This window comes from Methylorubrum podarium (genome assembly GCF_040270385.1).
In the GTDB taxonomy this organism is placed as follows: Bacteria; Pseudomonadota; Alphaproteobacteria; order Rhizobiales; family Beijerinckiaceae; genus Methylobacterium; species Methylobacterium podarium.
This window is the reverse complement of record NZ_JBELQE010000105.1, coordinates 52,807-73,580: the sequence shown is the minus strand read 5'-3', so window position 1 is coordinate 73,580 and position 20,774 is coordinate 52,807. Positions and strand designations below refer to the sequence as shown.

Here is a 20,774-nt window from a genome sequence, read left to right as displayed (position 1 = left end):
TGAGCCAGCCGCTTCAAAAAACCTCTTGCGACCCAGGCGATTGCGCGGATTCGGGCGCCTTCTGCATGGCTGGCATGCGCTCTGCAAAAGGAATGGGCCATCCGCACCGGCCGCAGAGCCGGGCCATCCGGGAGAAGCCCCTTGTTCGAACGCCTCCGTTTCACGCGTCGCCGTCTCGCGATCCTCGCCGCCGCGACCGCCGTGGTGCTCGCGCCGCTGCCGCTCTCCGCGCAGGAGGTGGTGCGGGTCGGCAACCTGAAGCTCGCCCACTTCGCCGGCGTCTCCTACGTCAAGGAGATCGCCAAGAACTGCGGCATCACCGTCGATCTCAAGATCTTCGCCAAGGGCCCGGACATCATGCAGGCGATGCTCGCCGGCGAACTCGATGTCGGCGCCACCGCCTCCGAGGCGGTGATCTCCGCCCGCGGCAACGGCGCGCCCGTCTACATCGTCGGCGGCTTCGCCAAGGGCGGCGCCCGCCTGCTGGCGACGCCGGAATCCGGCATCAAGTCGGCGGCCGACCTCAAGGGCAAGAAGGTCGGCGTCACCCGCGGCTCGATCCAGGAGGTGCTGCTCGGCGCCGAGATGGCCAAGCACGGCCTGAAGGCCCGCGACGTCAACCTGATCTATCTCGGCTATCCCGACCTGAACCAGGCGCTGCTGCAGAAGCAGGTCGACGCGATCATGCAGACCGAGCCGCAATCGGCCCAGGCCATCGCCCGCGGCTTCGGCGTCGAGGTGCTCAAGCCCTACGACACGCCGGTCGGCTCGCCGATCCGCACCCTGGTGATGACGGAGAAGTTCTACAACGACAAGAAGGCGGTCGCGTCCAAGTTCATGGAATGCTTCGTCAAGGCGCAGAAGACCTTCATGGACGACCCGAAGGTCGCCGAGACCTTCGTCACGCAGGACGTGTTCAAGGGCCAGCTCACCGGCCCCGAGTTCCAGGAGGCGCTGGCCAACTCGCCCTACACCCTGGAGATGAGCGCCGACCACATCCAGAAGACAACGGACGTCATGGCCGAGCACGGCATCGGCAAGATGTCGAAGCCCGCCAAGGCCGCCGACTGGGTGAAGCTCGACCTGCTGGAGGCCGCTAAGGCTTCCGCCGGCACGAACTGAGGAGGACGTCGCGTGAACGCCTCGCGTCTCAAACCCCTGGCCGAGGGCCTCGCGGTTCCCATCGCCGTCCTCGTGATCTGGCAGCTCGCCTGCACGGCCGGGCTCGTCAACCCGATGGTGCTGCCCTCGCCCGCCGCGGTCGCGGTGCGCTGGTGGGCCTATCTCGCCCCCCTCGAAGCCTATGACCCGGCGCACGGCTCCTGGTTCGCGTGGCTGTTCTCGGGCGAGATGCTGCACGACGCCCTGGCCTCGCTCTACCGGGTGGTCGTCGGCTTCGCCGTCGGCGCCGGGCTCGCCCTGCCGCTCGGCCTGTTCATGGGTTCGAGCGACCTGATCTACCGCCACATCAACCCCCTGATGCAGGTGCTGCGGCCGATCCCGCCGATCGCCTACATCCCGCTCTCGATCCTGTGGTTCGGACTCGGCAACGCGCCCGCCGTGTTCCTCATCGCCATCGGCGCCTTCTTCCCGGTGCTGATGAATACCATCGCCGGCGTGCGGCACGTGGACGGGATCTACATCCGCGCCGCCCGCAGCCTCGGGGCCAGCCGGATGACGATCTTCCGGCGGGTCATCCTGCCGGCGGCCACCCCCTACATCCTGTCGGGGGCGCGGATCGGCATCGGCACCGCCTTCATCGTGGTGATCGTGGCCGAGATGATCGCGGTCAACAACGGCCTCGGCTTCCGCATCCTGGAGGCGCGCGAGTACTTCTGGTCCGACAAGATCATCGCCGGGATGCTGACCATCGGGGCGCTGGGCCTGATGATCGACATGGGCGTGAGCCGCCTCAACAACCACCTGCTCCGCTGGCACCGCGGCCTGGAATCGTGAGGCAGCCCATGTCCGTGCAACCGCATCCCCTCGACGCCGTCACGCAGGACGCCGTCCCGGTCGCCGGGCCGGCCGCGCCGCCCCTGGCCGCCGCCTCCCACGCCCCCTCCCGCGCCGCCGCCCACATCGTGGTCACCGGCGTGGACAAGGTCTTCCCCGTCCCCGGCGGTGAGGTCGTCGCCCTCAAGGACATCGACCTCACCGTCAACCGGGGCGAGTTCGTCTGCCTGCTCGGCCCCTCCGGCTGCGGGAAATCGACCCTGCTCAACGCCATCGCCGGCTTCTCGCACCCGACCCGCGGCGGCATCACCGTCGAGGGCCGTCCGGTCGCCGAGCCGGGTCCCGACCGGGGCATGGTGTTCCAGGAATACGCGCTGTTCCCCTGGATGAGCGTGGCGCAGAACATCGCCTTCGGTCTCGAGATCAAGGGCATGGGCCGCGCCGCGATCGAGGCGCGGGTGGCCGAACTCCTCGACATGCTCAAGCTGGCCGAGTTCCGCGACCGCTTCCCCAAGGACCTGTCCGGCGGCATGCGCCAGCGGGTGGCGATCGCCCGCGTTCTGGCGCTGGACAGCCCGGTGATGCTGATGGACGAGCCCTTCGGCGCCCTTGACGCCCTGACCCGCCGCTCGCTTCAGGACGAGCTGCTCCGCATCTGGGCGGCGACCGGCAAGACCATCGTGTTCGTCACCCACTCGATCGAGGAATCGATCTATCTGGCCGACCGCATCGTGGTGCTGACCTACCGCCCCGGCACGATCAAGCGCGACATCCGGGTCGAGCTGCCGCGCCCGCGCGACAGCGCCTCGGCCGCCTTCAACGCCCTGAAGCGCGACCTCTCGGCCCTCGTCACCGCCGAGCAGCACCGCTTCGAAGAGGTGGAGATGAAGGGGCTGACGACGGATTGAGCATTGCCGCCGCGGCTTTCCAGGCCGCGGCGCGAGATCGGCCGCCGGCGTGCCGCTGGATTGCTTCGGCTTTGCCTCGCAATGACGGAGCATGCGTTGCCTTTCCGTCATTGCGAGCCGGCAGGCGAAGCAATCCAGAGCGCGACGCCGACATGTTAGGCTCCGAGCCCGCCCGCCACGCATGACGGCGGCGCAAAGCCTCGTCTGATCCATGAGAGTGACGCCCTTCCCCCACGCCAAGGCCGTGCGCGTCCTGCTTCTCGCCGCCCTCGCGGTCGCGGCTCTCCTCGTCGTGATCAAGGCGGGCGACGTGGCCGAGGACCGGGTGGCCGCGAGCCTCGCCGCCGACGCCCGTCAGCGGGCGGAGATCTACGCGCAGACCCTGGAGGGCGCGATCGAGCGCTTCGGCTTCCTGCCGGCGGCGGCCGCCCTCGACCCCCGGGTCCGGCAGGTGCTGGCCGCGCCCGACGACGCGGCGCAGGTCGCCACCGTCAATGCCTATCTCAAGCGGCTGAGCCGCGATGCGGGGGGCGGCGTCGTCTACCTGCTGATCCCCTCGGGCCTGACCATCGCCGCCTCGAACTGGGAGACGTCCCAGAGCTATGTCGGCCAGGATTTCTCCTACCGGCCCTACTTCACCGAAGCGCGGGCGGGGCGCACCGGGCGGTTCTACGCCATCGGCACCGTGACCGGGGTGCCCGGCTACTTCATCAGCGCCCCCGTCATCATCGACGGCGCGGTGCGCGGTGTGGTGGCGACCAAGGTCAGCCTCGATCCGCTGGAGGCGATCTGGCGCGAGGGCACCGACCGCGTGCTGGTCGCCGACGAGAACGGCATCGTCTTCCTCGCCTCCGACCCCGCCCTCAAGTTCCACGCGACGAAGCCCCTCGACGAGGCCGCCCGCGCGCAGATGGCGCGCACGCGCCAGTACGGGCGCGAGACCTACCCGCCGATCGATCTCGGCCGGGCGGAGACGGTCGGCGGCGCGCCCCTGGTCGAGCATTCCGAGGTGGTGCCGCGCAGCCGCGCCCTGTTCGAGGAGAAAGCGGTGTCGGCCTATGGCTGGACGCTGCTGCTCTTCGCCGACGCCGCGCCGGTGGCCATCGCCGGGCGCAGCGCCCGCGTCGGCGCGATCCTGACGCTGGTCGTGCTCGGCCTGATCGGCCTCTACGGCAGCCAGCACCTGCGGCGGGTGCGCGAGAACCGCGCGGCGCAGCGCGAGCTGGAGGCCAAGGTCGCGGCCCGCACCGCCGACCTGAGCGCGGCCAATCTCAGGCTCGCGGGGGAGATCGAGGAGCGGACCCGTGCCGAGGGCGACCTGCGGGAGACCCAGGGCGAGCTGGTCCAGGCCGCCAAGATGGCCACGCTCGGCCAGATGGCGGCGGGCATCACCCACGAGCTGAACCAGCCGCTCGCCGCGCTGCGGGGGCTCGCCGACAACGCCTCGGCCTTCCTGCGCCAGGGACGGGAGGCGGAGGCCGCGGCCAACCTCGCCCGCATCGTCTCCCTGGTCGATCGGCTCGGCAAGATCACGGGCCAGCTGCGCAGCTTCTCCCGCCGCTCAGGGACGGAACGGGTCGCAGTCGATGTCGGCGTGGCCGTCTCGGAGAGCCTCGCGATCCTCTCCGCCCGCATCCGCGACGCGGGGGCGCGGGTGACGACCGATCTCGACCCGGCGGCGCAATGGGTGGTGTTCGAGCCGATCCGCCTGTCGCAGGTGCTGATCAACCTCGTCGGCAACGCCCTCGACGCGGTCAAGGGCCGGCCGGGCGCGGAGGTCGCGGTGCGCGCCTGGGCCGGGGACGGGCAGGTCGTGCTCAGCGTCGAGGACAACGGGCCGGGCCTCGACGCGGCGGCGCTCAGCCGCATCTTCGATCCGTTCTTCACCACCAAGCCGGCGGGGGAGGGGCTCGGCCTCGGCCTGCCGATCTCGCTGGCCATCGCCCGCGAATTCGGCGCCACGCTCCAGCCCCGGCCGATGCCCGGCGGCGGGCTGGCCTTCGACCTCGTGATGGACGTGGCGCGCGAGACGGCTCAGGAAGCGGTCGGGACGCCCGCGCCGGAGCGGGCACGCCAGAGGATCAGCCATGTTTCCTGAGGCCGGGCCGGCCGCCCCGCGGGTCGTGCTCATCGACGACGAGGAGATGGTCCGCCTCGCCATGGAGCAGGCGCTCCAGCTCGCCGGGTTCGCCGTCGAGAGCTTCGAGAGCGCCGAGGCGGCCCTGCCGGCCATCGGCCGCGAGTTTTCCGGCGTCGTGGTCAGCGACGTGCGCCTGCCGGGCAGCGACGGGCTCGCCCTCCTCGCCGACATCCGCCGCCGCGACGCGGAACTGCCGGTGGTGCTCGTCACCGGCCACGGCGACATCGCCATGGCGGTCGCCGCCATGCGCGAGGGCGCCTACCACTTCATCGAAAAACCCTTCGTCAACGACGCCTTCGTCGAGGTGGTCCGGCGCGCCCTGGAGAAGCGGGCGCTGGTGATGGAGAACCGCCGCCTGCGCGACGCCCTCGGCCGCGGCGACGCGCGCGAGGGGGCGGTGGAGCGCTGCCTCGTCGGCCAGTCGCCGGCGATCCGCCGCCTGCGCGAGGACGTCGCCGCCCTGGCCTCCGCCGCCGCCGACGTGCTGGTGCTCGGCGAGACCGGGGCGGGCAAGGAGCAGGTCGCCCGCGCCCTGCACGAGGGGGGCGGGCGCGCGGCCAAGCCCTTCGTGGCGGTCAATTGCGGCGCCATCCCCGAGAGCATGTTCGAGAGCGAGATGTTCGGCCACGAGGCCGGCGCCTTCACGGGAGCGGGCAAGCGCCGCATCGGCAAGGTCGAGCATGCCAGCGGCGGCACGCTGTTCCTCGACGAGGTCGAGAGCATGCCGCTGGCGCTCCAGGTGAAGCTCCTGCGCGTGCTGCAGGAGCGGCGCGTCGAGCGCCTCGGCTCGAACACCAGCGTGCCGGTGGACCTGCGGGTGGTGGCGGCCACCAAGGAGGATCTCGACGCGCTCTCGGAAGCCGGCCGCTTCCGCCGCGACCTGTTCTTCCGCCTCAACGTCGTGACGCTGACCCTGCCGCCCTTGCGCGAGCGCCGGGAGGACATCCCGCTCCTGTTCGAGCTGTTCCTCGTCCAGGCGGCGGTGAAGTATCAGCGCCCGGTGATCGAGGTGCCGCCGTCGCTGCGCCGCTCGCTGATGCTCGCCGACTGGCCGGGCAACGTGCGCGAACTCAAGAACGCCGCCGAGCGGGCGGTGCTCGGCTTCCTCAGCCCGGATCTCGCCGGCGGTCCCGACGCGGCGCCGGGGCTCGACGCCCTGCTCGACCGGGTCGAGCGCCTCGTCATCGAGGATGCGCTGAAGGCCTCGGGCCAGCGCATCGCCGAGGCGGCGCGGGCGCTCGGCCTGCCGCGCAAGACCCTCTCCGACCGCATGCGGCGCCTCGGCCTGAGCGCGGGCGATTGACCTTCTTTCCGTTGAGAGACCTCCCGACCATGACCCAGGACGCCGGCTGGCCGCCGCTCATCCTCGCCAACGCCCCCAACGGCGCCACCCGCACCAGGGCCGACCATCCGGCCCTGCCGATCACGGAACGGGAGATCGCCCGCACCGCCGCCGAGGTCGCGGAGGCCGGCGCGGCCCTGATCCACGTCCATGTCCGCGACGCGCAGGGGCGCCATCTCCTCGACGCCGAGGCCTATCGCGCGGTGACCGCCGCGATCCGCGCCGAGGTCGGCGACCGCCTCGTGGTGCAAATCACCTCGGAAGCCGCGGGACGCTACCAAGGCCCGGAGCAGATGGCGGTGGTGCGCGCGACCCGCCCGGAAGCGGTCTCGCTGGCGCTGCGCGAGATCGTGCCGGACGCGGCCGCCGAGGCCGAGGCGGCCGCGTTCTTCGCCTGGGCGAGGGCCGAGCGCGTCCGCCTCCAGGTCATCCTCTACGCCCCGGACGAGGTGACCCGCTACGCCGACCTCAAGGCGCGCGGCGTGCTGGGCGAGGGCGGGGATTTTCCCCTGTTCGTGCTCGGTCGCTACACGCCCGGTCAGGTCTCGCGGCCCGCCGACCTGCTGCCCTTCCTCGCTACGGCAGGGGAAAGGCTGCCGCTCTGGGCGATCTGCGCCTTCGGCCCCCGCGAGAATGCCTGCGCCCTCGCCGCGGCGGCCCTGGGCGGGCATGTGCGCGTCGGCTTCGAGAACAGCCTCCTCGCCCCCGACGGCCGTCCGGCCGAGAGCAATGCCGCCCAGATCCGCCGCGCCGCCGAGGGCGCCGCCCTGCTCGGCCGGCCGCTGGCCGATGCCGACACGGCGCGGGCCATGATGGCCTGATCGCGTCCGGCCGTCACCGTGCGGCCGGCAGCGGGCGGCCGGCTTCGGTGTGGCGGGAGCGCAGGCGGAAGCCGAGGATCAGCAGCATCACGCCGAAGGCCACGGCGTAGGCGCCGAGCCACCACGTCAGCACCAGCGCCGACATGCCGGGATTGATCAGGAGCGCGATCCCGAACAGCACCGAGATCACGCCGCCGAGGCCGAGCCACCAGCGCCCGTAATGCAGGTGCAGGCGAAAGGCCGCCGCGATCATCAGGCCGCCGGAGAGGATCGCCCAGGCCGCGACGAGGAGCACGAAGGCCCAGACGGCGGCGGCCGGCACCAGGAAGGCCGCGACGCCGACCGCGATGTCGAGCAGGCCTTCGACGAGCAGGAAGCCCCAGCGCTCGTGCCGCTGCGCCGCCCGCACCGCGGCGACGATGCCGAAGAGGCCGTCGACCAGCATGTAGGCCGCGAAGAACAGCACCAGCGACAGCACGAAGGCCCCCGGCGCGACGAAGGCGATGATCCCGAACAGGAGGGCGAGGAGGCCGCGCAGGGCGACGAGCCACCAGTTGCGGGCCAGCACGGCACTCATCGCATCGAGCCGCGCCGGTCCGGTCAGCGGCACGCCGGACGGGCTCGTCGCCCCGGATGTCTCGGACGATCCAGCCATCGACCACACTCCTCCGAAAGGACGGGCCGGACGGCGGCGGAGCCGGACCGTCGCGCCCGCGAGCGAACGTCCCATTCCTGCCGCAACGCAGCGTCGCGCCGGGCGTTCCGGCGGTTGCGCCGCTGTCCCCTCTGCCTTCGGCCGTCGACACGGCCTCCGCGGTCGCCGCAACGGATGGAACTTCGGTCCCGTTCGCGTCTTCTGCAACCGAGGTGGGTTCACCCGAGGCTTGGCCCCGTCGGGCCGGTCCTCCTTCGGCAATTTCCCCGATGCTTGACGATCAACGGCAGGCCGAGCCGGGCGTCGCGCCCGCGCGCCGGTCCGACGCGGCGCATGGGCGCGACGCCGCGGCGGGCGACGGAGCGGATCGTCCGCCGCAGGCCCGCAAGGACGCCCCCGGCTCGGGCGGATCCGCCGATGCGGACGAAGCCTCCGATGCGTCGGATCCCGGCGCGGAACCCGAGAGGAGGCGCGGGAGCGTCCTGCGCCGTCATCCCTGGTGGTTCGTCCTCGGCGGTCTGGCGGTGCTGGTCCTGGGCGCGGCCGGCTACGCCTACTGGCTGATCGCCCTGCACCCCTACGAGACCACCGACGACGCCTTCGTCGATGCCCGCAGCTTCTCCGTCGCGCCCAAGGTCGGCGGCTACGTCGTCGCCGTGCCGGTGACCGACAACCAGCATGTCGAGGCGGGCGATACGCTGTTCCAGATCGATCCGCGCGACTATCGCGTCGCCCTGGAACAGGCCGAGGCGCAGGTCCAGGCGGCGCAGGCCTCGATCCGGAACGTCGATGCGCAGATCGAGGCGCAGAAGGCGCAGGTCGAGGTGGCCAAGGCCCAGGTCGAGACCGCGCAGGCGGCGCTGACCTTCGCCGAGGAGGATGCCGACCGCTACAAGAAGCTCGCCGAGCGCGGCGCCGGCACGATCCAGCAGTCGCAATCCTCGACTTCGACCCTTGAGCAGCGTCAGGCCGCGCTGGCGAGCGCCCGGGCGAACGTGGTCGCCGCCCAGAAGCAGATCGGCTCGCTCCAGGCCCAGCGCGCCAGCGCCGAGGCGCAGCGGGCCCAGGCCGAGGCCCAGCGCGACCAAGCCCGGCTCAACCTCGGCTACACGACAGTGAAGGCCGCGCAGGCCGGCCGCGTGGTGCGCCTCACCGGCGGCGTCGGCCAATATGCCCAGGCCGGGCAGAGCCTGTCGATGTTCGTGCCCGACGAGAAGTGGATCACGGCCAACTACAAGGAGACGCAGATCACCGACATGCGGCCGGGCCAGCCGGTCGATGTCGCGATCGACGCCTATCCCGACCGCAAGGTCACCGGCCGGATCGCCTCGGTGCAGCCGGGCTCGGGCACGGCCTTCAGCCTGCTGCCGGCCCAGAACGCCACCGGCAACTACGTGAAGGTGACGCAGCGCATCCCCGTGAAGATCGTGGTCGACGACTGGCCGGGCGACGTCGCGATCGGTCCCGGCATGTCGGTCGTGCCGAGAGCCCACGTGCGGTGAGCGCGTCGGCCGCCGAAGCCCCCGCAGGCCGAGACAAGGCGCCCGGGGGCCACAATCCGTGGATCGTCGCCCTCGTCGTGGCGCTCGCGACCTTCATGGAGGTGCTCGACACGACGATCGCGAACGTGGCGCTCCGCTACATCTCCGGGGCGCTCGCGGTCGGGCCCGACGAGTCCGCCTGGGTGGTGACGAGCTATCTGGTCGCCAACGCCATCACGCTGATCGCGTCGAGCTTCCTCGCCAAGCGCTACGGCCGCAAGGCCTTCTTCATGTGGTCGGTGGCGCTGTTCACGCTCTCGTCGATCCTGTGCGGCTTCGCCTGGAGCCTCGAATCGCTCCTGTTCTTCCGCGTGCTCCAGGGGCTCGGCGGCGGCGGCATGGCCCCTCTGGCGCAGTCGATCCTGGCCGATTCCTTTCCGCCGGAGAAGCGGGGACAGGCCTTCGCGCTCTACGGGGTCGCCATCGTGGTGGCCCCGGTGATCGGCCCGACGCTCGGCGGCTGGCTCTCCGACAACGCCTCCTGGCACTGGTGCTTCCTGATCAACGGGCCGATCGGGATCGTCTCCCTGGTGCTGATGTCCCTCGTGATCGAGGACAGCGAGGCGGCCAAGCGCGAGCGCCGCGCCCTGCGGGCAACCGGCGTGCGCTTCGATCTCGTCGGCTTCCTGCTGGTGGCGACCTTCCTCGGCTCGCTCGAAGTCATCCTCGACGAGGGCCAGCGCAAGGACTGGTTCGGCACCTCGACCCTGATGAACGTGTTCGGCGCGATCACCCTCGTCGCGTTCCTCGCCATGATCCCGTGGCTGCTCACCGCGAAGAACCCGGTCATCGACCTCCGGCTCCTCAAGCGGCGGCAGTTCAGCGCCTGCTTCGTGGTGATGCTGTTCACCGGCGCGGTGCTGATCTCCACCACGCAGTTCATCCCGCAGATCACCCAGGAATATTACGGCTACACCGCCACCCTGTCGGGGCTGGTGCTCGGACCCGGCGGCATCATGACCGTGATCTCGATGTTCCTGATCGGCCGGGTCTCGTCCTTCATCCAGCCGAAATGGCTGATCGCCGCGGGCGGGCTCATCGTGTCGCTCGGTCTCTACGATCTCACCCGGCTCTACGGTGACACGACCTTCGGCTTCTTCGCGTGGTCGCGGATCTATATCGGCATCGGCCTGCCGATGATCTTCCTCTCGGTGACTTCCGCCTCCTACGAGGGATTGCCGAAGGACAGGACCGACCAGGCCTCGGCGCTCATCAACGTGGCGCGCAACGTCGGCGGCTCGATGGGCGTCTCGCTCGCCCAGAACGTGCTGGCCGACCGCAGCCAGTTCCACCAGAGCCGGCTCGTCGACACGCTCGACCCGTCGAGCCCGGCCTACCAGCGGACCCTGGCCGAGGCGACGCGCTACTTCCAGCAGCACGGCTTCGCCGGCCCCGACGCGCAGAACCAGGCGATCGCCTGGATCGGCCAGCAACTGGCGACGCAGGTCGCCTACTGGGCCTATATCGACGTGTTCTGGGTGCTGGCAGCCCTCACCGCCTGCCTCGTGCCGCTGGCGCTGATCCTGAAGAACGTGAAGCGCGGCGGCGGGGCGGCGGCGGCGCATTGAGCGGCACCGGGACGCCGTTTCGCCACGCTCGGCAAAGATGGCACAAGCGCGGGGGCCGGAGCCGCTCCGGCCGTGCGGGGGAGGCGACATGACGGTGTCGAACGACGAAGAGCTGGCGGGGCTGAAGCGGATCGGGCGCATCGTCGCCGACACGCTGGCGGTGATGGGCCGGGCGATCGAGCCGGGCATGACCACGCGCGAACTCGACGGCGTCGGGCGGGCCTTCCTAGAGGCGGCCGGGGCGCGCTCGGCGCCGGAGACGGTCTACGGCTTTCCCGGCGCGACCTGCATCAGCGTCAACGAGGAGATCGCCCACGGCATTCCGGGCGAGCGCCGGATCGCACCCGGCGACCTCGTCAACATCGACGTCTCGGCGGAGAAGGACGGCTACTATTCGGACACCGGCGCCTCCTTCGCCGTGCCGCCGGTGACGCGCGCGGTCGAGCGGCTGTGCAAGGACGGGCGCCGGGCGATGTGGGCGGGCCTGCGCCAGGTCGGCGCCGGCAAGCCGATCGCGGGGATCGGCCGGGCGGTGGGCACCTTCGCCCACAAGAACGGCTACACCCTGGTGCGCAACCTCGCGAGCCACGGGGTCGGCCTGTCGCTGCACGAGGAGCCGACCGAGATCGCGACCTGGCCCGACCCGTCCGAGCGCCGGATCATGCGGGAGGGGATGGTGCTCACCGTCGAGCCGTTCCTGTCGCTCGGCGCCGACTTCGCCGAGGACGGCGACGATCCCTGGACCCTCTACAGCCGGCCCAGCGCCCTCACGGTCCAGTACGAGCACACCGTCGTCGCCACGCGCAACGGGCCGCTGATCCTGACCATGCCGGCCCCGTAGCGCGGTCGCGGCGGTCTCAGGCCGCGTTCGCGTCGAGCCAGCGCTCGGCGCCGGAGAGGTCGTATCCGTGGCGGGTGCCGAGGGCCGCCACCTCGTCGCGCCGGAGGCGCCCGGCGAGCACCTCGCCGATGACCCAGAGCGTCAGCGAGCGCGTGCCGCTGCGGCAATGGGCGACCACCGGGCCCGGCGCCGCCTCGACCGCCGCGTGGAAGCGCTCCACCGCCTCGCGGGTGAGGGTGGGGCCGGTCACCGGCAGGTCGAGGTAGCGCAGGCCCGCCGCCTCCGCCGCCGCGCGCTCGGCCGCCGTGCCGGGCTGGCCCAACTCCTCGCCGTCGGGGCGGTTGTTGATGAGAAGGCTCACGCCCTCGGCCCCGAGCGCCTCGATCTCCGCGAGGCTCGGCTGGCCGGCGACCGACAGCTTGGAATCGATGGGTGTCCGCTTCATCCTGCCCGTCCCCGTGCCACCGCCCGTGGTGTGTCTCGCCCTCAGGGGTAGCCTGCCCCCGCCGCCGCAACAAGGCGCCGGCCGGACGGCGGAGGGCTCCAGCGGCGGCGCCCGTGACGCGGGGCCGCGGCGGGAGCCGGGCGGCCTCCCGGCCCGTTTCCCCCGCGCCCGGCAGGACCGGGGCTCGAGCGGAGACAGAGGGTGGTGGGGCGGCGTTCCCGTCGCTGGCGCGATGACGATCTGGAGACGCACGGGCCGAAGCCGGCGGGCCTGCCGGTCTGCCCGCTCTGCGAGCGGCCGATCCCGGCCCATGCGCGCCAGAGCCTGCATCACCTCACGCCGAAGCTGAAGGGCGGCACCCACGGGGGAACCGTCCGGCTCCATCAGATCTGCCACTCGGCGATCCATGCCCGCTACAGCGAGGCCGAGATCGCCCGCCGGCTGGCCGAGGTCGAGGCTCTGCGCGCCGACCCCGAGATCGCCCGCTTCCTCGACTGGGTGCGCGGCAAGCCCGACGACTTCCACGCCCCCACCCGCATGACCCGCGCGCGGCGCGGCGACGGCGGATCGCGGCGGTAGGCGGTGAAGGCCGGCTGTTCGATGGGCTGCGGGGCCGGTTCGGGTGGGAACGGAAGCCTGCTCCATGCCCGGAAGCGGACCGAATTGGCCCGCAACGCCGACCGCGTCAGCGTACGGTCACAACCTCGGATCCACCGGTTCGGATTCGAGTGCAAGGACGCCGAACACGCATTCATGGATGCGCCGGAGAGGCTCGCGCGCGACGAACCGGTCGAGGGCTTCGAGGCCGAGCGCGAACTCGCGGAAGGCCATCGAGCGCTTGGCGCCGAGGCCGCGTTGGCGCAGCCGGTCGAGATGATCCGGCCTGTCGTAGTCCGGGCCGTAGATGATGCGCAGGTACTCGCGGCCCCGGCACTTGATCGCGGGCTGCGTGATCCCGCGCCGGCCCCGTGCCAAAAACTCGCCCGGCTTCAGGACCATTCCTTCGCCGCCGTCGGCGGTCAGGTCGAGCCACCAACGGATGCCGCGCTCGACATCCGCCTCGCTGTCGAGATCGATGCCGAGCACCCGGGTGACCTTGAACAGCGAGTCGGCCTCGGCCAGCCGGACCAGTCGGTCCATGTGCCAGGAATGCGGCTTGTCGCTGTGGACGTGGTTCTCGCTCGCCAGGAGATGGAAGGGCGCGATCTTCAGGTCGTCGATGCCGGCCACGGGCCAGGCATAGCGACGCACGACAGAGGCGAAGGCCTCGGCGCCGGCGAGTCGGCTGGCCGTCTTCGCGGCAAGATCGTCCAGCGGGAGGCCGGCGCTCACCGCGCGCCGGAGCGCTTCTCGGCTCGCACCGAGTCCGATCCGCGCGGCGGCGGCGGTCGGGCCGTATTGCGAGGAGATGAGTGCCTGCGCCTTCGCCGACCACGGCATGATCTCGGCATCGAGCAGCAGCCACTCCGATCCGAGTTCATCGAACAGGCCGGTCGCGGCGAGTGCATCGCGAGTCCGCGCAAGAACCGCGTCGCGCCGTGCCGGATCGTTGAAGAAGGCCCGGCCCGAGCGCGTATAGACGGCCCCGATCTCGCCGCTCGTCACCCCGAAGCGCGCGCGTGCGGCGTCCGCGTCGCGGCAGACGACCATGAGGGCGCGCGACCCCATGTGCTTTTCCTGAACGACGACTTCGCGAAGGCCCTCGCGGCGGTAGAAGTCGAACGCGTCGCGCGGATGCTCCAGGAAGCCCTCTTCCTTCGAAGTCTCGGAGGGTGACATGGTCGGCGGCAGGTAGATCAGCCATTTCGGGTCGATGGCGAAGCGGCTCATCACCTCCAGGGCCGCGGCCGTGTTTTCCTCGCGGATCGTGACGGAGGGCTGGAGCCGGGTCGTGATGATCCGCTTGCCCGAGACGTCGGCGAGGTCGAGGAGATCGTCTGCCTCGGCCTGTCGGCTGATCGCGCCGGAGGGCGCGGCAGCGGAAGCGAGCGGCCGAACCGGCTCGGAATGGACCTGCGCGGCCGGGACGGAGACGATCTCCATCTCGGGGTAGCGAAGGGCCGAGAGCATTCCGCCGAACACGCAGCCTGTGTCGATGCAGAGCGTATTGTTGAGCCAAGCCGCCTCGACCACGGGCGTGTGGCCGTAGACGACCTTCGTACTTCCCCTGTACTCGGCCGCCCAGTTCTGTCGGACGGGCAGGCCGAAATCGTCGATCTCGCCTGTCGTCTCGCCGAACAGGCAGAAGCCGCGGATGGTGCCGGAGGCGCGGCCCTGCATCTCCTCCTTGATGCCGGCGTGGGCGACCGCCAGCCGACCGCCATCGAGCAGATAGTGACTGACGAGGCCGCCGATGAAGCCCTTCGCCCGCACCCGGAAGGCGTCGCTCTGCCGGGCGAGATCGTCGATGGTGGTTTGAAGTCCGTGCGCGACCTTCACGTCGCGACCGGCCAGCCATTTCTCGACCTTGGCCTCGTGGTTGCCGAGGACGCAGAGGGCAACGCCGTTCTCGACCATGTCCATGGCAAGGCGCAGGCTGTCCGCCACCCGCGGTCCGCGATCCACGAGATCGCCGACGAAGACGGCCTTGCGGCCGGCGGGCGCGGTGACGCGATAGCGCGGCTCGCCGTCCTCATGGCCGCGCTCGACCGTGTAGCCGAGCCGGGCCAGCAGGGCCTCCAGTTCGTCGGCACAGCCGTGGACGTCGCCGATGATGTCGAACGGGCCGGTCTCGTCGCGGCGGTCCGTCCACAGGCGCTGGCGGCTCACCTCCGCACTGTCGATCTCGTCGACCGACGTCAGATGATGGACCTGCCTGAAGCCTTCGCGTGCCAGTCCGCGCAGACCGCGGCGGAGCGCCGCCATCTGGTTGCGCACGACATGCGGACCAAAAGCACGATCCTGCCTCCCGGCATTGCGGTTGCGGCAGACATCCTCGCCGGGATCGAGCACGATGGCGACCGACAGGGCATGGAAGCGGCGGGCGATCTCGACGAGCTTCCGGCGATCCTCCGGCCGCACGTTGGTGGCATCGACGACCACGAGGCGGCGGCCCTTGAGGCGCAGCTCTAGGATGGTCTGGAGAAGCGCGAAGGCATCCGGCGTGGCCGCCTGATCGTTCTCGTCGTCGGCGACGAGTCCACGACAGGTGTCCGACGAAACGACCTCGGTCTGCCGGAAGTGGCGGCGTGCGAAGGTGGATTTTCCCGAGCCCGACGCCCCGATGAGGACGATCATCGAGAATTCGGGAACGGCGATCTTCCGACCCGCCGTGGAGGCAATCTCTCCGCTCATCGCGTCAGCACCGCGAGTTGTCCGGGGGCACCGAATTCCGGATGCGCGTCGCCGACCCCTTCGAAGCGCACGCTGTAACCATGCTCCGCAGCGACGCGCTGCGCCCAGCCCTGGAACTCCCGACGGCTCCATTCGAAGCGATGGTCGGGATGCCGGAACGCTCCGGGGGCCAGCCCCTCGAACATCACGTTGTGATCGCGGTTCGGCGTGGTGACGATCACTGTCGCAGGGCGCGCGTCTCCGAACAGCGCGCGTTCGAGATGCGGAAGCCGATCCAACTCGAAATGCTCGATCACTTCGACCAGGGCGGCGGCCTCGAAACCGCGCAGGCGGAGATCGCGATAGATGAGCGAGCCCTGCAGGAGCGTCAGCTTCCGCTTCTGCACCTCCGGCAGATCGGTGAACCGGGCATCGGCACGGGCCAGCTCTTGGCTCGACACCTCGACCCCGACGATCTCCGCGATGGCCGGATTGCGGATGAGGCGCGCGATCAGCTTGCCGTCGCCGCAGCCGAGATCCAGCACGCGCCGTGCTCCCGTCTGCGCGATCAATTCGGCCACGCGGTCCAGCCGTCGCTCGTGCAGACGAAGCGGGCGCTCGATGACGGTTTCGGCCGCGTCGCCCCGCGCGGGGTCGAGCTGCCCCTCCGGTCCGGCCTCGTCCGGCACGAGCTGCGCGAGCGCGGCTTTGATCAGGGAACTCCGCCGCTTGAGATAACGTGCCGTGATGAGGTCGCGCTCGGGATGGGCTGCGAGCCAGCCGTCTCCACGCGCCAGCAGCTTCTGCAACTCGTCTTCGCCGACGAAATAGTGCTTCCGGTCATCGAGGACCGGCATCAGCACGTAGAGGTGCGTGAGGAGGTCGGAAAGACGCGCGGTGCCGGACAGCCGAAGCGTCACATAGGGGGCCTCACCCCAATCCGGCCGCTCCGGATCGAGACGATGGCGCGTGACGGCGACGTGGTAGCCGAGGGGTTCGAACAGCCGTCCGACGAGGTCCGTCGTCCCCCGCACCGGGAGCGGCGCGACCTCCGCGTCGAGCGGGATCGCCGTATCGGCAAGGGGCTGCCGTTCCCGACTCCGGCCCGCCATGGCCTCGCGGATGCCGCGTGCGATCGCGACACTCAGAAACGACGAGGCCGCATAGGGGCGATCGTTCACGTACTGGTCCAGAAGGCCGTCGCCCCCGCCCTGGCGACCGCGGACCAGGGCGATGGGATCGATGTCGAGCGTGATCGCGAACTCGCAGCGCTGCGGGGTCGCCTCAGGATAGAACATCACGGCCTGACCGAAGCCGAGGTCGAGTTCGTGCACGCGCGCTGGGTTCTTGTGCAGGAGGAATCCGAGATCGGTCGCGGGCTGGTGCGATGTGGCGATGGAGAGGAACACAAGACGCTCGCTAGGAAAACGTTCGGTTGTGTAGCGCGTCGTTCTTCGATCTGCGAGAGGGTGTGGCCGTGGATGGCGGCGTCCGTCCAAGAAAGATGCCCGTTCGAAAGCGGCCGATCCGCCCTCCGCCACGCTCGGTCGTTTCGGGCCAAGCGACTTTCGGCAAACGAACTTTCCAAGGGTCCGCGGTGGCAAACAGCGTCTCGCCGGAGCACGTGTGCCGGCTTGCGACCCGAGGCGCGTCGTCCCGTCGGCAGAGCCGGTGTCCCTGCCCGAAAAGAAGCGCTCGTCGTGCGCGCCAGCGCGGGCCACTCGCGAAAAATCCATCGGTTGCCTTGGCGGGCCATTAACCGCGCGGCGCGATCGCTCCTCGGCGCTGAGCGGCGCTTAACCGTCGGGTGCGAGGGTCGCGGCTCGATCCCGTCCGCACCAGGACCGCCCGCCATGTCCGCAGCGCCCGAAGCGGCCACACGCCCCCTCCGCCCGCGTCCCGAGGAAGCCGCCCGGCTCGCCTGGGTCGATGTCGCCAAGGGCCTGTGCATCATCCTCGTCGTGATGATGCATTCGACCCTCGGCACCGGCGAGGTTTTGGGCGGCGAGGGCTTCCTGCACGAGGTCGTCGAATTTGCCAGGCCGTTCCGGATCCCCGATTTCTTCCTGCTCTCGGGGCTGTTCCTCGGCCGCGTGATCGACCGCGACTGGCGCCTGTTCGCGGATCGGCGCGTGGTCCACTTCGCCTATTTCTACGGGCTGTGGGTGGTGATCCAGTCGCTGTTCAAGGCCGGGTCGATCGTCGCTGGGGCGGAGGGAACGGCCGCGCAGCTCGCCGCCTTCGGCTGGCACCTCGCCGAGGCGCTGGTGGTGCCCTACTCGACGCTGTGGTTCGTCTACCTGCTCGCCGTGTTCTCGGTGGTGACGAAGCTGCTGCACCGCCGGGTGCCGCCGGCCGTGCTGCTCGTCGCGGCGGCCGTGCTGCAGATCCTGCCGACCAGCGGCCTGCCGGAACTCCTCGACGAGTTCTGCGAGCGCTACGTCTACTTCCTGGGCGGCTACCTCTTCGCCGAGTGGATCTTCCGCCTCGCCGACCGGGTGCGCGAGCGGGCGGGCCTGGCGGTCCTGGGCCTCGCTCTCTGGGCCGTGGCGGAGGCCGTGTTCGTGTACACGCCGACGGGGATCGAGAGCCTGCCGACGCTCGCGCGCCTGCCGGTGGTCAGCCTCGGGCTCGGCACGGTCGGCGCGCTGGCCATCGTCACCTTCGCCGCGCTGATGACCCGCGCCGGCGGGCCGGTGACCGCCGCCCTGCGCGCCTGCGGCGAGCGCTCCATCGTGATCTATCTCGGCTTCTTCCTGCCGATGGCGCTCACCCGCACCGTGATCGCCAAGTTCAACGGGGTGCAGCCCGATCTCGCCCTCGATGTGGGGCTCGCGAGCCTGGTCGTCACGGTGGTGGCCGTGACGGTGCCGCTCGCCGTCGAGCGGCTGGTGCGTGGCACCCGCCTGGACTTCCTGTTCCGCCGCCCGGCCGCCTTCCACATCGTGCCCGCCCCGGCCGCCCCGTCGCGCCTGCGGCCCGCCCCGGTGGCCGCGCGCGAGGCGTGAACGGAAAGGCCCGGCCTCCGGAACCATCCCGCCCCGCCCGCCGGTTTGTCCCTGACGGCCCGCTGCGACGGTGCGGGCGTGATCGGGAGGGACCGGAGCATGGTGCAGGAAGCGTCCGACGAGGGGCATGCGGTCAGCGGCGATCCCGCCCAGGTCGTTCTCGACGCGCCGCGTGACCGCGCCTACTGGGCGCGCCGATTCGAGGTGCCGGCGGAGCAGGTGCAGGCGGCGGTCGAGGCGGTCGGCTCCGACGCGGCCCGGGTCGCCGCCCATCTCGGCAAGCCCTGGCCCTACGAGAAGACCGGCATCGTCTGAAGCGGCAGCGCGCGCGCGGCGCGGCGCTCAGCCCTGCGGCGCGCCCGTCCCGCGGCCCGTCTCGAGATGGTCGAGGAGCTGGCGCTCGTAGGCGATCAGCTCGCGCCCGCGCTTGATCGCGCGGTGATATTGCCGCGCCGAGAGCTCGTCCTGGATCGCGAGGATGTAGGGCCCCATGCTCGGCGAGGCCTTCATGATCTCCGTGGCTTGGCGCACGAACAGATCCTCGGCCTCCGGCGGGTTGTCGGCGAGATAGATGAACTGGAGCGTGACGCAGAGCCGCTTGGCGGCGGTGTCGGCCTCGGTCTCGGTGATGATCTCGCTCTCGCGCAGGAACTTGCACTGGTTCTCGATCACGAAGACCGAGCGGCGGTCGCCGTTGCGGATCAGCGCGCCGTTGATGATCAGCCGCTCCTGAGGCTTCAGTTCGATGCGCAGAGCCATGGTGAACAAATCCTTGATCGGGCGAAACGAAGTAGAGGCGGTGAACTTTTCTTAACCATGATCGCAGGGCCTTTCGCTCTGCTTCCCGTTTGACGGGCGAAAGCCCCCGAATCCGACGGTCGGATTAAGGTCTCGGCAAGGCGCGGGGTGGAGGGTCCGGGTGTCGCCAAAAGGGCGGCATCAAGACCCACAAGGATCGCCCCCATGTCCTCCGGCATCACGCTTTCGGCCGCCACCCGTCAGAACCTGCTCTCGCTGCAGGACACCTCCAACCTGACGGCCACCACCCAGAACCGCCTCGCCACCGGCCTCAAGGTTTCCTCCGCCCTCGACAGCCCCGTCAACTTCTTCACCGCCCAGAACCTGTCGAACCGCTCGACCGATCTCGGCGGCCTGCTCGACGGCATCTCGAACGGCGTCCAGGCGATCCAGGCCGCCAACCAGGGCATCACCTCGATCCAGAAGCTGATCGACTCGGCCAAGTCCACCGCCAACCAGGCCCTGTCGACCCAGATCACCACGACCGGCACCGCCGCCAACGATTTCGCCGCCCCGACCGCCGCCGCCAGCGTCACCTTTTTCGTCAACGGCACGAGCAAGACGGCGAGCATTGCCACCACCGATACGATCGACACGGCCATCGCGACGCTCAACACGCAGGCCGGCTCGACGATGTTCTCGAAGGACACGACCGGCAAGAAGATCGTGCTGAACGCCAGCGCGGCGGTCGAGTTCGCGTCGACGGCCGGTCAGACCGCTCTGGGCTTCACGGCCGGCGCGGGCGCCGACACGGCCAACAAGTACGGCACCGGCAACACGGTTGCGGATACCAGCGCCAACCTGACCATCTCGGGCGTGGACACCCGCAAGAAGCTCGCCGAGCAGTACAACAGCCTGCTGACGCAGATCACGCAGCTCGCCAAGGATTCGAGCTTCAACGGCACCAACCTGATCAGCAACGGCGACCCCTCCAACAAGCTGCACATCGCCTTCAACGAGAAGGACACCTCGAACCTCGACGTCCAGGGCCAGGATCTCACGGCCGACGGCCTCGACCTCGACTCGATCACCGGCAATTCCGGTGCGAGCGTGGACGGCAAGGGCAACTTCCTCCTCGACGCCAGCATCAAGGGGACGCTGACCAGCCTGAGCTCGGCCTCGGACACCCTGCGCGCGGCGAGCTCGACCTTCGGCTCGAACCTCTCCGTGGTGCAGAACCGTCAGAGCTTCTCGAAGAACCTGATCAACGTGCTCGACACCGGCGCGGCCAACCTGACGAACGCCGACCTCAACCTCGAGGCGGCCAACTCCCAGGCGCTCTCGACCCGCCAGTCGCTGGGCATCTCGGCGCTGTCGCTCGCCAACCAGGCGCAGCAGAGCATCCTCCAGCTCCTGCGCTGATCACGTCATCTGAGACGGAGCGCGCCATACAAGAAACGGCCGGGACCTTGTCCCGGCCGTTTTCTCATTTCAAAATCGAAGAATCTGGGCTTGGGAAAGGATCGTTAACGCTACGG

Annotated in this window: 18 protein-coding genes; 13 read left to right on the top strand and 5 right to left on the bottom strand. The window is 70.3% G+C overall.

Annotation, left to right across the window (positions count from 1 at the left end; translation table 11 throughout):
- Window positions 1-141: 141 nt before the first annotated feature.
- From ABS772_RS20820 to ABS772_RS20795, 6 genes are all read left to right on the top strand, one after another.
- A complete protein-coding gene (locus tag ABS772_RS20820; protein ID WP_350396645.1) occupies window positions 142-1,122 on the top strand; it encodes an ABC transporter substrate-binding protein in 981 nt (326 codons plus the stop codon).
- A 12-nt stretch (window positions 1,123-1,134) separates the two neighbouring features.
- Window positions 1,135-1,956 (top strand): ABC transporter permease, encoded by an 822-nt coding sequence (locus ABS772_RS20815; protein WP_350396644.1) that lies wholly within the window; start codon window positions 1,135-1,137, stop codon window positions 1,954-1,956.
- An 8-nt stretch (window positions 1,957-1,964) separates the two neighbouring features.
- Window positions 1,965-2,864, top strand: a complete 900-nt coding sequence (locus ABS772_RS20810; RefSeq protein ID WP_350396643.1) for an ABC transporter ATP-binding protein — start codon at window positions 1,965-1,967, stop codon at window positions 2,862-2,864.
- Between the two features lie 217 nt (window positions 2,865-3,081).
- Window positions 3,082-4,962: a sensor histidine kinase gene (locus tag ABS772_RS20805; protein ID WP_350396642.1), complete on the top strand. Its 1,881-nt coding sequence runs from the start codon at window positions 3,082-3,084 to the stop codon at window positions 4,960-4,962.
- Window positions 4,952-6,307 carry a sigma-54-dependent transcriptional regulator gene (locus ABS772_RS20800; RefSeq protein WP_350396641.1) on the top strand — a complete coding sequence of 452 codons (1,356 nt, stop codon included), beginning with the start codon at window positions 4,952-4,954 and terminating at the stop codon, window positions 6,305-6,307. The genes ABS772_RS20805 and ABS772_RS20800 overlap by 11 nt, the downstream gene beginning before the upstream one ends.
- Window positions 6,308-6,336: 29 nt before the next feature.
- The gene (locus ABS772_RS20795) at window positions 6,337-7,167 is read left to right on the top strand and encodes a BKACE family enzyme (protein ID WP_350396640.1); all 831 of its coding nucleotides are present in this window, start codon (window positions 6,337-6,339) and stop codon (window positions 7,165-7,167) included.
- Window positions 7,168-7,180: 13 nt separating this feature from the next.
- On the opposite strand, the gene ABS772_RS20790 is transcribed toward ABS772_RS20795, so the two are convergent.
- Window positions 7,181-7,822: an HdeD family acid-resistance protein gene (locus ABS772_RS20790; RefSeq protein WP_350396639.1), complete on the bottom strand. Its 642-nt coding sequence runs from the start codon at window positions 7,820-7,822 to the stop codon at window positions 7,181-7,183.
- 269 nt (window positions 7,823-8,091) lie between these two features.
- Between ABS772_RS20790 and ABS772_RS20785 the strand changes: the two genes are divergently transcribed.
- The 3 genes from ABS772_RS20785 (at window position 8,092) to map (ending at window position 11,772) form a co-directional block, all read left to right on the top strand.
- Window positions 8,092-9,324 (top strand): HlyD family secretion protein, encoded by a 1,233-nt coding sequence (locus ABS772_RS20785; RefSeq protein WP_350396637.1) that lies wholly within the window; start codon window positions 8,092-8,094, stop codon window positions 9,322-9,324.
- Window positions 9,321-10,931: a DHA2 family efflux MFS transporter permease subunit gene (locus ABS772_RS20780; RefSeq protein WP_350396636.1), complete on the top strand. Its 1,611-nt coding sequence runs from the start codon at window positions 9,321-9,323 to the stop codon at window positions 10,929-10,931. Before ABS772_RS20785 ends, ABS772_RS20780 begins: the two co-directional genes overlap by 4 nt.
- An 88-nt stretch (window positions 10,932-11,019) precedes the next feature.
- The gene (gene map, locus ABS772_RS20775) at window positions 11,020-11,772 is read left to right on the top strand and encodes a type I methionyl aminopeptidase (RefSeq protein WP_238256039.1); all 753 of its coding nucleotides are present in this window, start codon (window positions 11,020-11,022) and stop codon (window positions 11,770-11,772) included.
- A gap of 16 nt (window positions 11,773-11,788) precedes the next feature.
- Here the strand turns inward: map and ABS772_RS20770 are convergent, their stop codons facing one another.
- Window positions 11,789-12,217, bottom strand: coding sequence for a TIGR01244 family sulfur transferase (locus ABS772_RS20770; RefSeq protein WP_350396635.1), 429 nt, complete (start codon window positions 12,215-12,217; stop codon window positions 11,789-11,791).
- Between the two features lie 201 nt (window positions 12,218-12,418).
- Between ABS772_RS20770 and ABS772_RS20765 the strand changes: the two genes are divergently transcribed.
- On the top strand, window positions 12,419-12,796 hold the full coding sequence (locus tag ABS772_RS20765; protein WP_350396634.1) for an HNH endonuclease family protein: 378 nt from the start codon (window positions 12,419-12,421) through the stop codon (window positions 12,794-12,796).
- A 117-nt stretch (window positions 12,797-12,913) separates the two neighbouring features.
- Here the strand turns inward: ABS772_RS20765 and ABS772_RS20760 are convergent, their stop codons facing one another.
- Window positions 12,914-15,511, bottom strand: coding sequence for a polynucleotide kinase-phosphatase (locus ABS772_RS20760; protein ID WP_350396633.1), 2,598 nt, complete (start codon window positions 15,509-15,511; stop codon window positions 12,914-12,916).
- Window positions 15,508-16,899: a 3' terminal RNA ribose 2'-O-methyltransferase Hen1 gene (locus ABS772_RS20755; protein ID WP_350396631.1), complete on the bottom strand. Its 1,392-nt coding sequence runs from the start codon at window positions 16,897-16,899 to the stop codon at window positions 15,508-15,510. Before ABS772_RS20755 ends, ABS772_RS20760 begins: the two co-directional genes overlap by 4 nt.
- 444 nt (window positions 16,900-17,343) lie before the next feature.
- On the opposite strand from ABS772_RS20755, the gene ABS772_RS20750 reads away from it, so the two are divergent.
- The gene (locus tag ABS772_RS20750; protein ID WP_350396630.1) at window positions 17,344-18,498 is read left to right on the top strand and encodes an acyltransferase family protein; all 1,155 of its coding nucleotides are present in this window, start codon (window positions 17,344-17,346) and stop codon (window positions 18,496-18,498) included.
- 99 nt (window positions 18,499-18,597) lie between these two features.
- Complete coding sequence (locus ABS772_RS20745) at window positions 18,598-18,813, top strand: DUF3606 domain-containing protein (RefSeq protein WP_238256033.1); 216 nt, start codon at window positions 18,598-18,600, stop codon at window positions 18,811-18,813.
- 27 nt (window positions 18,814-18,840) lie between these two features.
- Here ABS772_RS20745 and ABS772_RS20740 read toward each other — a convergent pair whose 3' ends face one another.
- Window positions 18,841-19,257 carry a flagellar biosynthesis repressor FlbT gene (locus ABS772_RS20740; protein WP_350396628.1) on the bottom strand — a complete coding sequence of 139 codons (417 nt, stop codon included), beginning with the start codon at window positions 19,255-19,257 and terminating at the stop codon, window positions 18,841-18,843.
- 204 nt (window positions 19,258-19,461) lie between these two features.
- On the opposite strand from ABS772_RS20740, the gene ABS772_RS20735 reads away from it, so the two are divergent.
- On the top strand, window positions 19,462-20,658 hold the full coding sequence (locus tag ABS772_RS20735; protein ID WP_350396627.1) for a flagellin N-terminal helical domain-containing protein: 1,197 nt from the start codon (window positions 19,462-19,464) through the stop codon (window positions 20,656-20,658).
- The last annotated feature ends 116 nt before the right edge of the window (window positions 20,659-20,774 follow it).

Excerpts from the sequence above, each read along its gene's own strand:
- ABS772_RS20795 (WP_350396640.1), top strand. The coding sequence starts at position 6,337 with ATGACCCAGGACGCCGGCTGGCCGCCGCTCATCCTCGCCAACGCCCCC.
- ABS772_RS20770 (WP_350396635.1), bottom strand. The coding sequence starts at position 12,217 with ATGAAGCGGACACCCATCGATTCCAAGCTGTCGGTCGCCGGCCAGCCG.
- ABS772_RS20785 (WP_350396637.1), top strand. The coding sequence starts at position 8,092 with ATGCTTGACGATCAACGGCAGGCCGAGCCGGGCGTCGCGCCCGCGCGC.
- ABS772_RS20800 (WP_350396641.1), top strand. The coding sequence starts at position 4,952 with ATGTTTCCTGAGGCCGGGCCGGCCGCCCCGCGGGTCGTGCTCATCGAC.
- ABS772_RS20790 (WP_350396639.1), bottom strand. The coding sequence starts at position 7,822 with ATGGCTGGATCGTCCGAGACATCCGGGGCGACGAGCCCGTCCGGCGTG.
- ABS772_RS20740 (WP_350396628.1), bottom strand. The coding sequence starts at position 19,257 with ATGGCTCTGCGCATCGAACTGAAGCCTCAGGAGCGGCTGATCATCAAC.
- ABS772_RS20735 (WP_350396627.1), top strand. The coding sequence starts at position 19,462 with ATGTCCTCCGGCATCACGCTTTCGGCCGCCACCCGTCAGAACCTGCTC.
- ABS772_RS20745 (WP_238256033.1), top strand. The coding sequence starts at position 18,598 with ATGGTGCAGGAAGCGTCCGACGAGGGGCATGCGGTCAGCGGCGATCCC.
- ABS772_RS20810 (WP_350396643.1), top strand. The coding sequence starts at position 1,965 with ATGTCCGTGCAACCGCATCCCCTCGACGCCGTCACGCAGGACGCCGTC.
- ABS772_RS20760 (WP_350396633.1), bottom strand. The coding sequence starts at position 15,511 with ATGAGCGGAGAGATTGCCTCCACGGCGGGTCGGAAGATCGCCGTTCCC.
- map (WP_238256039.1), top strand. The coding sequence starts at position 11,020 with ATGACGGTGTCGAACGACGAAGAGCTGGCGGGGCTGAAGCGGATCGGG.
- ABS772_RS20750 (WP_350396630.1), top strand. The coding sequence starts at position 17,344 with ATGTCCGCAGCGCCCGAAGCGGCCACACGCCCCCTCCGCCCGCGTCCC.